Annotated in this window: 11 protein-coding genes; 3 read left to right on the forward strand and 8 right to left on the reverse strand. The window is 67.1% G+C overall.

The window, feature by feature from the left end:
- Positions 1-254 precede the first annotated feature (254 nt).
- From ACTQ1Z_RS03925 to mnmA, 3 genes are read left to right on the forward strand one after another with little or no spacing between them, the layout of a single operon-like run.
- Positions 255-941 carry an HD family phosphohydrolase gene (locus ACTQ1Z_RS03925; protein WP_441858906.1) on the forward strand — a complete coding sequence of 229 codons (687 nt, stop codon included), beginning with the start codon at positions 255-257 and terminating at the stop codon, positions 939-941.
- 17 nt (positions 942-958) lie between these two features.
- Positions 959-2,206, forward strand: coding sequence for a cysteine desulfurase family protein (locus ACTQ1Z_RS03930; RefSeq protein ID WP_441858907.1), 1,248 nt, complete (start codon positions 959-961; stop codon positions 2,204-2,206).
- The gene (gene mnmA, locus ACTQ1Z_RS03935) at positions 2,203-3,282 is read left to right on the forward strand and encodes a tRNA 2-thiouridine(34) synthase MnmA (RefSeq protein ID WP_441858909.1); all 1,080 of its coding nucleotides are present in this window, start codon (positions 2,203-2,205) and stop codon (positions 3,280-3,282) included. Before ACTQ1Z_RS03930 ends, mnmA begins: the two co-directional genes overlap by 4 nt.
- A gap of 274 nt (positions 3,283-3,556) precedes the next feature.
- On the opposite strand, the gene ACTQ1Z_RS03940 is transcribed toward mnmA, so the two are convergent.
- From ACTQ1Z_RS03940 to ACTQ1Z_RS03975, 8 genes are all read right to left on the reverse strand, one after another.
- Complete coding sequence (locus ACTQ1Z_RS03940; protein WP_441858911.1) at positions 3,557-5,128, reverse strand: C69 family dipeptidase; 1,572 nt, start codon at positions 5,126-5,128, stop codon at positions 3,557-3,559.
- 260 nt (positions 5,129-5,388) lie between these two features.
- Positions 5,389-7,251, reverse strand: coding sequence for an ABC transporter ATP-binding protein (locus ACTQ1Z_RS03945; protein ID WP_441858913.1), 1,863 nt, complete (start codon positions 7,249-7,251; stop codon positions 5,389-5,391).
- On the reverse strand, positions 7,244-9,247 hold the full coding sequence (locus tag ACTQ1Z_RS03950) for an ABC transporter ATP-binding protein (protein WP_441858915.1): 2,004 nt from the start codon (positions 9,245-9,247) through the stop codon (positions 7,244-7,246). Before ACTQ1Z_RS03950 ends, ACTQ1Z_RS03945 begins: the two co-directional genes overlap by 8 nt.
- Complete coding sequence (locus ACTQ1Z_RS03955; RefSeq protein ID WP_441858917.1) at positions 9,244-9,855, reverse strand: MarR family winged helix-turn-helix transcriptional regulator; 612 nt, start codon at positions 9,853-9,855, stop codon at positions 9,244-9,246. The genes ACTQ1Z_RS03950 and ACTQ1Z_RS03955 overlap by 4 nt, the downstream gene beginning before the upstream one ends.
- Before the next feature lie 747 nt (positions 9,856-10,602).
- A complete protein-coding gene (coaD, locus tag ACTQ1Z_RS03960) occupies positions 10,603-11,118 on the reverse strand; it encodes a pantetheine-phosphate adenylyltransferase (protein ID WP_320679838.1) in 516 nt (171 codons plus the stop codon).
- Between the two features lie 3 nt (positions 11,119-11,121).
- Positions 11,122-11,697 carry a 16S rRNA (guanine(966)-N(2))-methyltransferase RsmD gene (gene rsmD / locus ACTQ1Z_RS03965; protein WP_343004931.1) on the reverse strand — a complete coding sequence of 192 codons (576 nt, stop codon included), beginning with the start codon at positions 11,695-11,697 and terminating at the stop codon, positions 11,122-11,124.
- A complete protein-coding gene (locus tag ACTQ1Z_RS03970) occupies positions 11,694-13,904 on the reverse strand; it encodes an ATP-dependent DNA helicase RecG (RefSeq protein ID WP_441858920.1) in 2,211 nt (736 codons plus the stop codon). Before ACTQ1Z_RS03970 ends, rsmD begins: the two co-directional genes overlap by 4 nt.
- 15 nt (positions 13,905-13,919) lie before the next feature.
- Positions 13,920-15,584: a DAK2 domain-containing protein gene (locus tag ACTQ1Z_RS03975; protein WP_441858922.1), complete on the reverse strand. Its 1,665-nt coding sequence runs from the start codon at positions 15,582-15,584 to the stop codon at positions 13,920-13,922.
- Positions 15,585-15,657: the final 73 nt, after the last annotated feature.

Consider the following 15,657-nt stretch of genomic DNA (forward strand, 5'->3'; position numbering starts at 1 on the left):
AGGCTTGGGCGTACAATCACGTGACGCAGCACGAAGGTTCGTCGCGCGCTATTTCCTATCATTGCTATAGGATAATAGGTTATCGCGGACGCTCTGCAAACTGCCGACAGCCTCGCAACGCAAACGCTTCACGCGTGATCTGCGCGACGGTCGCGCGCGCCACACAATCGACGAGCTCCCGCTGTCCACAGAAACGCCCCGACCTGGCGTTAGCCACCACAGCCAGGTTGCCCAAGCAAGACGAAGGAGAGACCATGGTTCCCACTCCGGAGGAGGCGCTCGAGCTTCTCGAGCGTTACAACAAAGACCCGTTCCACCTCACGCACGGCCGCATCGTGGGCGAGGTCCTGCGCTGGTACTCCGCGGACATGGGCCACGCCGACGAGGCAGACCTCTGGCAGACCGTCGGCACCCTGCATGACCTCGACTTCGAGCGCTGGCCGGAGGAGCACTGCGTCCGTGAAGAGCAGCTCATGCGCGAGGCCGGCACCGACGAACTCGTAATCCGTGCGTGCTGCAGCCACGGTTGGGGCCTCACTGGCACGCCCTATGAGCCCGAGAGCGACCTCGAGAAGGTCCTCTTCGCAGCAGACGAGCTCACCGGGCTCATTGGCGCCGCGGTGCTCATGCGCCCCTCCAAGAGCGTCGACGACCTCACGGTGAAGTCGCTCAAGAAGAAGTTCAAGGACAAGAAGTTCGCCGCGGGTTGCTCGCGCGACGTCATCCAGCAGGGCGCTGATCGCCTGGGCTGGGAGCTCGCCACTCTCATGGAGAAGACGATCGAAGCCATGCGCCACTCCCCCTCTGCGCCGCACGGGGACGAGGCGGATGGCTACGAGGCTGGCGCGACTGACGCGCCCGGTTCAGCCACGCCCACCGATGCCGCGAACTCGTCCGCCGCAGATGCCGCGCCCGCAGACGCCGCCACCGCGCAGGCCTAGCCAATAAACCGCAGCTCATGACTATCATCTACCTCGACAACGCCGCCACCACGCGCACGAGCGTTACCGCGCTCGACGCCATGCGCGAGGTCTACGTCGGCGACGCCTTCGCCAACCCCGCGAGCCAGCACGCCTCCGGCGACGCGGCGCTCCGCGTGCTCGAAAGCTCGCGCCGTCGCATCGCCGAGCGCCTGCACGCACGCCCCAGCGAGGTCGAATTCACCTCCTGCGGATCCGAGGCGAACAACCAAGCCCTGCTCACGGGCGCCGCATACGGAGCGCGCGAGGGCAGGCGCCACATCGTCGCCTCCGCCATCGAGCACCCGAGCGTCCTGCGAATGCTCGACCTCCTGGCCTCGCCCGACGGCCCCTATGGCGGCAACTTCGAGGTCACGCTCGTGAAGCCGGATGCCAACGGCCTCGTCAGCGTGGCCGACGTCAAGGCTGCCATGCGGCCCGACACCTGCCTCGTCTCCCTCATGTACGCAAACAACGAGGTAGGGGCCGTGCAGCCCGTGCGCGACGTCTGCCGCATGGCCCGTAAGCGCGGTGCGCTCTTCCACACGGACGCCGTCCAGGTCACCGGCCACCTCCCCATCGACTTCACGCGCGACGGCTTCGACCTGCTCACGCTCTCCGCCCACAAGTTCCACGGTCCCCGCGGAATGGGCGCGCTTGTGTGCTCGCACTGCGTGGCCCCCGCGTCGCTCGTCCTGGGCGGCACGCAGGAACGCGGACACCGCGCTGGCACCTCGAACGTCGCGGGAGCCGCCGGCATGGCGACCGCGCTCGACGAGGCATTCGACAGGCTTGAAGCCGATACATCGCAGGTAGAAGCGCTGCGCGAGCGATTTGTTCGTGGACTTGCCGGCATCGAGGGCGTGCGTGTGCTCGGCCCTTCGGACCCCTCGCTTCGCCTCCCCGGAATCGTCGCCATCACGCTCGACGGAGTCGACCACCAGCGTTCCCTCGTCCTTCTCGACGAGCTCGGAGTGTGCCTGAGCGCGGGTTCCGCCTGCGCGGCGGGTGCCCTCGAGGAGAGCCACGTCCTTGCCGCCATGGGCATATCGCCCGAGGTAGGACGCACGTATCTGCGAGTCTCCCTTGATGCCGATGAGAACGACGAGACGGATGTCGACCGGGCCGCCGAGGCAATCGCCGCGGTCGCCGCGCGTCTGCGCAAGCAAGGCGAAACGCTGCCGGCGCAGCCGCACGTCTCAGCCAACCCGCCCTCCGGCGCACCCGCAGGAGGTGACGCCCGATGACTTCCGGACGCGTGCTCGTCGCCATGAGTGGCGGCGTCGACTCCAGCGTCTGCGCGAGGCTGCTGGTCGACGCGGGTTACGAGTGCACGGGCGCCACGATGCGCCTCGCCACCAACGAGGACGACCGCCCAGGCGAGCGTACCTGCTGCAGCACCGACGACATCGCCGATGCCCGTCAAGCTTGCTGGAACGCGGGCATCCGGCACCGCGTCTTCGACTACTCACGCGAGTTCGCGCGCGACGTGATCGACCCCTTCGTCGCGGCGTACGAGGCCGGCCTCACGCCCAATCCCTGCGTCGCCTGCAACCGCCACCTCAAGTTCGGCGCCCTGCTCGACCTCGCACTCGAGCTCGGGTATGACCACGTAGCCACCGGCCACTACGCGCGCGTCACGCACGACGACGCCGGCTGGCACCTGCTCAAGGGCGTGGACGCGCGCAAGGACCAGAGCTACTTCCTCTTCGGCCTCACGCAGGAGCGCCTCGCCCACGTCATGTTTCCGCTGGGTGGGATGCTCAAGGACCCCGAAGTGCGCGACATCGCCGCGAGCTATGGCCTCACGAGTGCCAGCAAGAAGGACTCCGAGGGCATCTGTTTCGTCCCCAGCGGCGACCACCTGCGCTTTATTGAGGAGCGCACCGGTCGCGTCGCACCCGAGGGCGACATCCTCGACACGGAGGGCAACATCCTCGGACGCCATCAAGGCGCACTTCGCTACACGCTGGGACAGCGCAAGGGCCTGGGCGTGGCGTGCGCCAAGCCCGTCTACGTCTGCAAGGTCGACACCGTTGCCAACACCGTGACCCTCGGCGACGAGGACCGCCTCATGGCGAGCGCGCTCGTCGCCGGCGAGTGGAACTGGGTCTCCGGCTGCGTGCCGGCTGAGCCCGTGCGCGCGGCGGCCAAGGTGCGCTATCGCCAGCCGGACCAACCCTGCGTGGCGACACCGCTTGCCGACGGCCGCGTGCGCCTCGAGTTCGACGCGCCGCAGCGCGCGATCACACCCGGACAGGCCACGGTGCTTTACCTCGGCGACGAAGTCCTCGGCGGCGGCACAATCGAGTACGTGGAGTAGCGCACGCTCGCGCGGCTAGTGCGGCCAACGCGCGCCCACTTGACTCGCCAAAACCTACCTCTTGTAAGGTTTCAGGCCCCTTTTCGGCGGCAAAACCTTACAAGAGGTAGGTTTTGATGCGCAGCCAGGCATTGGGGCCGGAAGCAGCGCGGCCCCGCGCACCCCGTGCGCCCCGCGATAACAGAAGGCGCTCGCCACGTAGGTGACGAGCGCCCCTGCGTTTCGAATCCTCAGGCGCAGTCTCCCTTCGGACGCGCCCGGGCAGCTGCCGTTCCTAGTGGTCAGACAGCGAGAAAGCGTTCTTCATCAGCATGCTCGAGGTATAGAGCACCTTGTCGAGTAGCTTGTCGGTCTCCTCGCGAAGCTCATCGGCAACGCACTGGTTAGCCTCCTCGAGCACGCCCTCGACCTCGGCGGCGTCAGCGCCTGTCTCCGCGAGCGCGGCGACCCGGGCGTCCGTCTCGCGCAGGACGCGCTGGCCAAACGCCATCGTACGCTCGCGGTAGTTGTCGATGGTGTTCACATTGTCGTTGAAGTGCGCATCGGCGATCGCGGCGATAATGCGGTTCGCCCAGTAGAAGTTCTCCGTGGTCACGTGGTCCGTGGTGTCGCGCAGGTACGCCGGCATGTCGCCAACCTGGGCAAAGAACGGCGCCAGGGTGTTGAAGGCATTCGAGCCGTAGGCCATCCACTGAACGCAGCGCGTGGCCGCGGGCGCGTAGGGACGCAGCTGCAGCACGGCGAGGTGGTTGTTGCGGTTGATGCCGATGGAACGGTAACGGCGACGCTCGGCATCGGTACCAAGGTTGCCGTAGGGGTCGAACGGCGTACCGTCGTAGTGGCTCGAGAGCACGTCCTTCACGTCCTCGATGGTGAGCTTGCGCTCCGGCACGCGGCACCAGGGGATGTCGTCGCTCTCCGGACCCCACTCGGCGTCCGGGCCGTCCCAGGCATCGCTGGGGTTGAGCGTGCGCTGCATCATCCACGCGCGGCAGGTGTTGTAGACGTGGTCGCGGCCGGTGTGGGAACCAAACGCCTCGCGCGGGTTGAAGCGCGTGTGCACGCCGTCCGCGCAGACCGCGCCCTCGTCGCTTCCGGCAAGGCCGAGGTCGGCGTCAGAGAGCGTGAGGTCGAGGTGGTTCGCGGCCATCCACTCGCGGAGGTCCGCGCTACACATGAAGTCACGCTGGGCACCCATGGCGTCATCGAGGTCGAAGTCGTCGATGCCAAGCTGGTTGGGCATCGTGACATAAGCCTCGTCCGGCACGCGGCGGGCGATCCAGTGGTGGCCGCCAACGGATTCGATCCACCAAATCTCGTCCGCGTCAGAGAAGGCGGTGCCGTTCATCTCATACGTGCCGTAGGTCTCAAGCAGCTCGCCCAGGCGACGCACGCCCTCACGCGCGCTGTTGACGTACGGGAGGACGATCGTGAGGAAGTCCTCCTCGCCGATGCCGCCGGGAACCTCCGGCACATAGCCCTCCTCGCCGGGCTTGCCCTTCGCAGGCACGAGCGTGACGAGGGGGTCAGCGCCAAGCACGCGCTCGTTGGTGGTGATGGTCTCCGTCGCGCTCATGGCGACCTGGGCCTCGTTGAAGCCGGCCTCGCCCCAGATGCCCTCATCGAGAAGCGCGTTGGGCACGGCGGTGTAGCGCTGCGGATTGTCCGGCAGCTCGATCTCGACGTGGGACAGCACTGAGCGATAGTGGCGCGGCTGCTCCTCCGGCATCACCACGACGGTGCGCTTGGGATCAAACGTGCCGTTAGAGGAATCCTCATTGCGCGCGATAATGGTCGACCCATCGTAGCTCGCCTTTTTGCCAATCAGAATCGTAGTGCAAGCCATGGTCTTCTCCCTCCCCCGCCACGTGCGCGGGAATTAATATCCTGAAACCCAGCCTACCACGCGAGCGAGAAAAAGATTCTCCTCGCCACGCACCGATTGCCCGCCGCACGCAGCTGACGAGCACCTGCCATCCGCATGGGCATCGCCCCTCCGCAGCAAGCAGCGGGAGGCCTCGCCATGCGAAATGAGGGTTTTTCCGAAGGACACCCGAATGAAGCATGGCGAGGCCTCCCGCGCACCCCCGTTGGGTCGATCCACCCCTACGCGAACTGCGACTGGTAGAGCTCCGCGTACGCGCCGCCGCGGGCGAGCAGCTCGTCGTGCGAACCCTGCTCGATGATGTTGCCGTGGTCCATCACCAGGATGAGGTCCGCGTCGACGATGGTCGAGAGGCGGTGCGCGATGACGAAGCTCGTGCGGCCGGCCATGAGGTTCTCCATCGCGTGGACAATCGCCTGCTCGGTGCGTGTGTCGACGCTCGAGGTCGCCTCGTCGAGAATCAGGATAGCCGGGTCGCGCAGCATCGCGCGAGCGATGGTGAAGAGCTGGCGCTGGCCGGCGCTCACGGCCTCCGCGTCCCCGGCGAGCACGGTGTCGTAGCCCTCCGGCAGCGTGCGGATGAAGAAGTCGACATGAGCCGCCTTAGCTGCGGCGATGACCTCCTCGCGCGTGGCGTCGGGACAGCCGTAGGCGATGTTCTCGGCCACAGTCCCCTCGAACAGCCACGCGTCCTGGAGCACCATGCCAAACTGCTGACGAAGGTCACGGGCGCGCATCTTGCGCGTGTCGCGGCCATCGAGCGTGATGTGGCCGCCATCGACCTCGTAGAAGCGCATGAGGAGGTTCACGAGCGTCGTCTTGCCGGCGCCCGTCGCGCCCACGATGGCGATCTTCTGGCCAGGCTCCGCCACGAGCGAGACGTCGTGCATGAGGGGGTTCTCCGGCGTGTAGCCAAAGCGCACGTGCTCGAAGGCGATGCGGCCCTCGACCGGTTGGACGGGCTCGATGGGCTCCGCCGGATCCGCCTCGACCTCGTCCTCGTCGAGTAGGCGGAAGACGCGCTCCGCGGCGGCAAGGGCTCCCTGCAGCATGTTCACAGTGAGCGAAACCTGCGTGAGCGGCTCGGACGCGTGGTTGAGGTACTGGAAGAAGGCCTGGAAGACGCCTACGGTAAAGCCACCGGTAAGCAGCATCTGGCCCCCGAGGAACGCGATCACGACCTGCGACAGGCGCATGACGAAGCGGATGGCGGGGCCGACGGATTGCGTCAGGAAGTCCGAGAACGCGGACGCCGTCGCGAGCTCCTGTGCCGCCTTGCCGATCTCCGCCACGCTGGCCTCGTCGCGGCCGAACGCCTTGATGACGGCGCGACCGGAGTACGCCTGCTCCACGCAGCCGGTAAGCTTGCCGAGCGACGCCTGCCTCGAGGCCGTCGCCGTGAGGGTGTGCATCGCGAAGAACCTCGTCACGAGCAGCGCCACCGAGGCGAACGCCGTGAAGACGAGCGCAAGCTTGACACTCACGGAGAACATGAGGATGACGGCGAGGAGGAACGTCAGGCCGGAGTTCACGACCTGCATGAGGCCGCGCTGCAGCACCTCGCTGACCTTGTCGAGGTCGTTCGTGGCACGGCTGATCGTCTCGCCCGGCTGGTGGCGGTCGAAGTACGCGAGCGGCAGACGCTCGAGCTTGGCCGCGATCTGCTCGCGGAGCTTGAGGTTCAGGCGCTCCGCGAAGCTCGCCATGATGAAGGAGTTGACGGTGTAGAAGGCCCAGGAGAGCGTCCAGAGACCGAAGAACGTCAGGATCTCGGTGCCGCCGTTCTCGAAGGCGACAACGTAGCTCTCGCCGCGCGCGAAGCACTCCTGGATGCTGCCCCACAAAAGGTCGATGAGGCCGGCACTGTAGGACACGGCGCCAAGTTGCAGCGTCACGTAGGTCACGGCGAAGACGCTCATGAGGACGAGCCTCCAACGCTGACCGGCGGCGGCGTTCCAAAGGCGCACGGCCGTGGCGGCGGCGTTTGCGGGTACCTCGAGTTCCTCTTCGGGCTCGGGTGCCTGGTACTCGAGCTCCTCCTCGGGCTCGGGCGTCTGGCGCTTGAGCTCCCCTCCGTTACTCATGGCTGGCCTCCTTCCTGAGCTGGGATTCCGCGATGGCGCGGTAGTTGTCGCAGGTCTGCATGAGGTCGTCGTGGCGGCCGAGGCCCACGATCGAGCCGTCCTTCAGGACCACGATCTGGCTGGCATCGTGGATGGTGCTTACACGCTGGGCGATCACGAGCTGCGCCGCGTGCGCGAGCTCGGTCGTGAGGGCATGGCGAAGCGCCGCGTCGGTCTTGAAGTCGAGCGCGGAGAACGAGTCGTCGAAGACGTAGAGGTCCGCGTGGCGCACGAGGGCGCGTGCGATGGCGAGACGCTGGCGCTGACCGCCGGAGAAGTTCGTGCCGCCCTGAGTCACGGGGGCGTTGAGGCCACCGGGAAGCTCGCGGACGAAGCTCGCCTGCGCGACGTCGAGCGCGTGCCAGAGCTCCTCGTCCGTCGCGTTGGCGCGGCCGTGGCGAAGGTTCTCGGCGATGGTGCCGCTGAAGAGCCACGCCTTCTGCGGGACATAGGCGATGCGGCTCCTGAGCTCCGCCTGGGCGACGTCGCGGACGTCGACGCCCTCGAAGAGGAGCTTGCCGCTGGTGACGTCGTTGAAGCGCAGGAGCATCTTGGCGATCGTCGACTTGCCGGAGCCGGTGTTGCCGATGATGGCCGCGACCTCACCGCGACGGATGCTGAACGTCAGGTCGTGGAGGGTGTCCTCGTCCGCGTCGGAGAAGCGCAGGCTCACGTGGTCGAAGCGGGCGACCTCGGCAGGAGCGGGCGCGGCGGCGGTGCTGCCAGCCGCGACGGGCGCACCGGCGGCATCCTCGCCCTTGGCGCCAGGCTCGAGCCTGGCGAGCGAAGCGGGCAGCGCCACGCAGGTCTCGGCATCGCGAATCTCGGGCACGAAGCGCAGCACCTCGGACGCGCGGTCGAGGCACGCCATGGCCCTCGGCACGGAGATGAGCGCGAACTGCGCCATCATCAGGAAGAACAGGATGAGCATCGCGTACTCGATGATGGCCGAGATGGAGCCAATCTGCATCGCGTGCACGCCGACGCGGTTGGCACCGAGCCACATGACGAGCGACTCCACGGCGTTCATCAGGAAGAACGCCAGGGTGTCCGTCGCGGCGAAGACCATGTTCACGCGGATGGCATTGTCCGCGTAGGCGGAGAAGGTCTCGTCCAGGCGCTCGCGGGTCTCGTCCTCGCAGCCAAAGGCACGAACGACGCGCACGCCCGTGATGGCCTCGCGCAGGCGCGCGTTCATCGAGTCGATGAAGCCCTGGAGACGCGTGAAGATCGGCGCCGTGGCGAAGACGCTCACGAGGGAGACGGCGATGGTCGCCACAGTGACGGTGAGCAGTACCCAACCCATGAGCGTATCGATCGAGAACGCCAGCCCCACCGAGATGGCACACATGATGGGCACGGGCAGGATCATGAGGATGGCCATGAGCAGCGTCTGCTGCACGACGTTTGCGTCCGAGAGCGTACGCGTGATCATCGAGCCGGTGCCGAAGCGCGAGAAGTCGCCGGCGGAGAAGTCAAGCGAGGCGCGATAAACGCGCATGCGCAGGTCTCGGCCGACGTTGGCACACAGACGGGAGGCGAGCCACGTCGACGTGATGTAGCCGAACGATCCGCAGAGCGCCGCGACCAGCATGAGGACACCGTGGGTCATGAACTCGTTTGCGTCGTGCGTGGTGATGGCGACGTTGATCATCATGGAGAGCTGCGTGGGGATGAGCAGCATGCCCGAGAGGTCGAAGAGCATTGCCACGAGGGTACCCGCGCAGAGGCGCTTGTAGGGCGCGAGAAGGCTGGCCAGGAGCCTGACGGTCTCGAACTTAGAGGCGCGGTTGGCGGGGGTGGCGGGGTCACCGTCGTTGCCGGTGGTGCCGGACGCGGAAGGATTGTCGGCGGTGTCCTTGCCGCTGGCGTTTGGAGCTGCCGCACGGCGAGCATCGCGGCGTTCGCGAGCCTGCCTCCGCAGCTCGTTTTCTATCGTGTCCTTGTCCTGACTCACCTTGCTTCCTCCCCTTCCATCCTCTTGATCTCCTCCTCGACCGCACCGACGTACTTGTCGATGAGCCGCATCATCTCGTCCTGCTCCTCGGGGGCGAGCGCCTCGAACGCCCGCCGCTCCGCCTGGCTCGCGGGCACGATCTTGGCGGCAACGAACGCGCGACCAGCCAGCGTGAACGCGACGCGCTTGGCCTTTCGGCTGCCCTCGCAGAACGACGTCTCGACGTAGCCCTTCGACTCGAGCGTGCGCAGGGTCGAGTTGAGCGTCTGCTTGCTGAGGCAGTAGGCCTCGCAGAGATCGCGCAGCGAGGCCTCGTTGCCGCGGGCGTAAATGGCGTAGAGCAGCCAATACGCGCTGTCAGAGAGGCCGCAGCCGCGCGCGAGGTTGTGATAGAGCTGGTCGGATTTGCGATAGAGCTTGTCGAACTCGCGGTTCCAAGCGCCGACGGAGATGAGGCCGTCCGGATCCCTTGGAATGGGGCCCGCAGGGACCGCGGGCGTGGCGTCGCTGGCGGCGGGGCCTGCGGGCATGGCGTCGCTGGCGGCGGGGCCTGCGGTCGTGGCGTCGCTGACGGCGGGGACCGTGTTCGAGCGCACCTCGTTCGTCATAGGCTTCCAAATCATACGGTTTCGGACAATTCTGGTTCAGTATAGTCCGATTTCGTATCAATTGAACGTCTAATTGCGGGACTATTCGCACCACGCGCGAGCAGCGCTCGCCGAAACCCACACCTTCTCGAGTTATGACCGCGTTCCGGCGCCGATGCCTCGAAGAACTGCGTGTCTCGGCGAAGCAGCGGCGCGCGGCGGTATCGCCGGCCGGGGCGGCGTCGCCAGGCGCAGGAGCGCCCCACCACAGCAGCGCGCGGCGGCATCGCCAGACGTAGGGCATCGCCGGCCGGAACGCGTCGGCGTTCGCGGGCTGGGGATGGCGCAAGCGCGTCGCCGTGCGGGCGGGTGCGGGCTCACGGGAGGAGTGGGCGAGAAAACCCACCTCTTGTAAGGGTTCGGGGCGTTTTTCGGGACCGAAACGTTACAAGAGGTGGGTTCTAGTGAGGCGGCGCGGCAGAGAGGGAAACGCTGGCGGGGTTTCGACACAGATAGCGCCCCAATGTGTGTCGCCTGGCTTTCGCTGCGGAGGCGCGCTCGCCGAAACCCACACCTTCTCGAGCTATGGCCGCGTTCCGGCGCCGATACCTCGAAGAACTGCGTGTCTCGGCGAAGCAGCAGCACGCGGTGGCATCGCCGGCCGGGGCGGCGTCGTCAGACGCGGGAGCGCGCCGCCCGTGCGCACGCCGCACGTGCCACGCACGCCTACGCGCACACCACCTGCGTCCGCGCAACCTCGCGCGGCGGTTAGAACCTCGCGCGGAGGGCCTCCACGACGCAGGGCGGAACGAGCATCGAAACGTCCGCGCCAAGGCCAGCGAGCTGGCGAACGATAGAGCTCGACACGTACCCGTACTCAGGACTACTCATCACGAAGATACTCTCAACGTCCGGCGCGAGGCGGGAGTTGAGGTCCGCCTGTTGGAGCTCGTACTCGAAGTCCGTCATCGCGCGCAGGCCCTTGACCACGGCGCCCGCACCGATCTCATGACAGAAGTCGACGAGGAGTCCTGTGAGCGGGCGCACGTCGACGCCCTCGCTCACGCCCTCGTCCGCCAGGGCCTGACGGGCAAGCTCAACGCGCTCGTCCAACGTGAACTTGGGACCAGTGCCGTTCTTGCCAAGGCTCGCCGCCACGGCAACGGTCACGCGACCGGCAATGCGGCGCGCACGGCGGACGACGTCGATGTGGCCGTAGGTGATGGGGTCGAAGGTGCCCGGCACCACAACGTGCTCGATACGGTTCACGTGAGAGTTCTCCATGAGCTACTTGTCCCTTCCCAGCAGGTCAACGGACGTGTGCCCGTAGCGTTTCTGCTTGAGCGGCACGAAACCGGAAGGTTCGATCGTGGGCCGGTTCGAGCCGCGCTCGTACAGGATGATAGCGTCCTCCGTGAGGAGACCCGTGGAATCGAGAGACTCCACGAAGGCGGCGACATCGGTGGCCTCAGTGGCATACGGCGGGTCAAGCAGCACGATGTCGAAGGGCGCGCCGGCAATCCTGCCACCAGCGGCGAGCCTCGCGGAGTCGCCGCGCACAACGTTGTACCTCATCGGATCGGCGCCGAGCGACGCCGCGTTCCTGCGAACGCGCGCGCAGGCGTCGCGGTCGAGGTCAACGAACGTGCACCACGAGGCGCCGCGGCTGAGCATCTCGAGCCCGAGGGCGCCAGACCCCGCGAACGCGTCAAGCGCGCGAGAGCACTCGAGCGACAGCCCGCGCGCGGACAGAATCATGGAGGAAACCGCCTCGCGGACGCGATCGGTGGTCGGACGCGTGACGTCGCGGCCCTCGGGTGCCTCGATCGGGCGCCCCTTCCATTCGCCGCCTACAATCCTCATTGGTCTCCCCTTTCTCCCTTGAAATATGCCCCGAACCTCCTGCGGACCTCTCGCGAGAGCGGCGCGTTTCTCGACCCAGAAAGCGACGGGTCCGCCGAGACGAGCTCGAGCGCGTCCGCGTGAGCGGCCTCTACGAGGTCAGCGTCCGCGATCAGGTCCACGTGCCGGAGCGTCACGCCGCCGCTCTGGCGGTATCCCAGAACCTCGCCTTCGTGGCGAAGGCGCAGGTCGGTCTCTGCGAGCTCGAAGCCATCGCTCGTCCGTTCGAGCGCGGAGAGGCGTCTCTTCGCCGGACTCGTGCCGCGTGCCGCAGAGACAAGATAGACGGTGCCCGGATCATTCCCTCGCCCGACGCGCCCGCGCAGCTGGTGAAGGGTCGCGAGGCCAAAGCGGTCGGCGTCCCACACCATCATGACCGTGGCGTTGGGCACGTCAACGCCCACTTCCACGACCGTCGTCGACACGAGCACCTGCGTGGCGCCGGAACGAAACGCGGCCATCGCCTCGTCCTTCTCCGCCGGCGTCATGCGGCCGGTGAGCAGGCCCACGCTCGCACCGCGGAACACCCTGTCGCGAAGGCGCTCGAAGGTCGCCTGCGCGGAGTGTGGCTTGGCCTCCGTGCGCGCGAGCTCCTCGGCAGGCACGTCGTCGAGCTCGGAGCCGTCATCCGCATCGTCGACAAGCGGACAGATCACATAAGCCTGATGACCCGCGGCGATGGCCTCCGCGATGGCGGAATGGGCGACATCCGCGTTCTCCGGCGTGAGGAGCTTCGTGGTGATGCCGGCCCCCGCATGCGGACGCTCCGTGATGCGCGAGCAGGCAAGGTCGCCATAGACGGAAAGCGCGAGCGTGCGCGGGATGGGCGTTGCCGTCATCGTAAGCTGGTCGGGTGCTGCGCCCTTCGAGCGCAGACGCGAGCGTTGGCCCACGCCGAAGCGATGCTGCTCGTCTACGACGACAAGCGAGAGGTCCGCGAACGCAAGATCCTCGCCGAGCACTGCCGTCGTGCCAAAGAGCACGCAGGTGTCGCCGGCTGCGAGCGAGACGGCCGTGGACGAGCGCTCGGCGGAAGGCGTCGAACCCGTCACGAGGGCCCAGGTGATGTTCGCGGCATCGAAGACTGGGCCGAGCTTCTCGGCGTACTGGCGCGCGAGGACGCTCGTGGGCGCCATGACGGCGGCCTGGGTGCCGCTATCTGCGACGGCGGCGAGGGCGACTGCGGCGACGGCCGTCTTGCCCGTGCCCACATCCCCCAGAAGCAGGCGGTTCATGGGCGTTGCGGCAGCCATGTCAGCGAGAATCTCATCCGCGGCGGCACGCTGCTCGCCCGTGAGCTCGAACGGAAGAGCGGCGAGCAGGGCCTCGACGTGGGGGCCGGACGTCACATGCGCATGGGCCGAGAGCCCCGCGAGCTCGATCTGTCTACGCGCGAGAAGGGCCGTCTGCAGGCAGAGCAGCTCGTCATAGGCGAAACGACGGCGGGCACGCTCGGCGGCGTGCGAAGCGCAGGGGAAGTGCGCCTCGCGGATGGCACGCGCCTCGGTCATGAGACCGCGGGCCGCGACGAGCCTGGCGGGCATGAAGTCGCAGGCGTCACCCCAGTCAGCGAGCGCGACGCTCTCGATGCGACGCATCCAAGCCGGCGTCAGCCCCTCGGAAACGGAATGCACGGGTAGCAGGCGCGCGAACGCAGACGGGGAGGCGGCCTCCCCCTCGCGCGCCACAACCTCGTGGAACTGTGGTGTCATCTGCTTGAAGCCATACGCAAAGGTAACTTTGCCGGAAACCGCGAGCGTATCGCCATGATGGAGCTGGTCGGCGAGCCAAGGCTGCTTGAAGAAGGCGCACATGAGCACGCCCGTCTCGTCGATAAGCGCGACCTCGACGATCTGGAGGCGCGGGCGCGGGCGCTTGAGCGTCACCTTGTCGATAACACCCACGCACGTGACCTCGGCGCCCACGTCCGCCTGGGCGACCTTCGTGATGCGCGTGAAGTCGAGGTAGCGATGCGGAATGTGGAGAAGCGCGTCTCGGACGCTCTCCACGCCAAGGCGTTCGAGGGCCTCAGCGCGAGACCCTCGAGCAAAACGCAGGCGCGAGACATCGCCGTCCCACGCCCGCGTGCGCGCGAGGCGCAGCGACGCCTCGCCTATGTCTGGAATGGTCCCCGCCGCGCGGGCGAGGTCGCCGGAGGTGCCGGTCACACGAGCCCCGGAAGGCTACTCGATCGAGAAGATGACCGGGTAGAGCGGCTGGCCGCCACGATGAGCGTCGATCTCGAGGTCAGGCTGGGCCTCCTCGATGCGGCTGCACAGGGCGTCGAAGCGCTCCTCGTCCATGTCCTCGCCAGCGAGGATGGTGAGGGTGTCGCCCTCCTCCTCGTCCTGCATCTTGGCGATGAGGTCGAGAGTGACCTGCTCGACGTCAGAGCCGACGATGGCGATGTCGCCACCGGCGATGCCCATGATGTCGCCGTCGTGGATCGGGGTGCCGTCAGCGGCCTGGGAATCACGAACGGCGTGGGTGACCTCGCCGTCGCGGACCTCGGCGATGGCCTCGACCATGGCCTCGGCGTTGTCCTCGGCGCTAGCCTCGACGTCGACGGCGAACATGGCGGCGAACGCCTGCGGCACGGTCTTGGTAGGAACGACGATGATCTCAAAGTCCTCAGAGGCGCTCGCGGCGGCCTCCGCGGCCATGCGGATGTTGCCGTTGTTGGGCAGGACGATGACGTGCTCCGCGTTGGCGGAGGCGGCGGCATCAAGGATGTCGGCCGTGGAAGGATTCATCGTCTGGCCGCCAGAGACCACGACGTCGACGCCGAGGGACTTGAGGATGTCAGCCTCACCGGCACCGGCGGCGACGGCAACGAAGCCGAGGGGCTTCTTGGGCTCCGCGGGAGCGGCGGCAGCCTGGTCGGCGGCGATGCTGGCCGTGCGATCGTGGGCCTCCATCACCATGTTGTGAATGAAGACCTCGTAGACCTGACCGTACTTGAGCATGTACTCGAGCACGCGGTTGGGCTCGTTGGAGTGGACGTGGACCTTGAAGTCCGGGAAGGAACCGACGACGAGCTCGCAATCACCGAGCGTGGCGAGGTACGAGAGGGCGGCGTCGGGATCGAAGCCCTCCTCGGCCTTGAAGAGGAACTCGTTGCAGTAGGTGTACTCCGAGCCCTCCCAGTCATCGTTGAGCTCGATGGCGACGCGGGCGTCAGCGGCGCCGTGCGCGGAGGAGGCGGAGGCGACGGAGGTCTCGAAGTCGATCTTGCCGGACTTGCCGAGGGCGGCGTTGACGAAGGCCTCGACGAAGGTGGCGAAGCCGTAGGCACCGGAGTCGACGACGCCGTTCTCCTTGAGGACGGGCAGGAGGTCAGGCGTGCGGGCGACGGACTCATACGCCTCGACGACGAGGGCCTCGAGCATCTCGGGGACCGGCATCTTCTCCTTCTCGCAGCGGTCGGCGCGCGTCGACATGTCGCGGATGACGGTGAGGATCGTGCCCTCGACCGGCTTGCGGACCGCCTTGAAGGCGACCTTCACGCTGTTGCGGAATGCCGCCGCGATGTCCGCCGCAGTGACGGGCTCGCGAGAACCGACGAGGCCCTCCGCCATGCCGCGAAGAATCTGGCTCGTGATGACGCCGGAGTTGCCGCGAGCGCCCATGAGGGAACCGTGCGTGATCGCCTTGGCAACGGCCTCCATGTCCGCGTCTGCGGGAAGCGCCTCGACCTCGCGGACGACGGTGCCGAGCGTGAGCGACATGTTGGTGCCGGTGTCGCCATCGGGCACGGGGAAGACGTTGAGCTTGTTGATGTCTTCCGACTTGTCGACCACAGCCTTGGTGGCGACGGGGAAGCACGAGCGAATCACGTTGGAAATCATGTTTGGGACTCTCTCCATATCGATTGCCTTAGCGGCGTTGGTGCCCGCTTGCGGGCGTCGTGCGACGACCCGA

The organism is Parolsenella sp. LCP21S3_E11, assembly GCF_052118165.1.
Taxonomy (GTDB): Bacteria; Actinomycetota; Coriobacteriia; order Coriobacteriales; family Atopobiaceae; genus Parolsenella.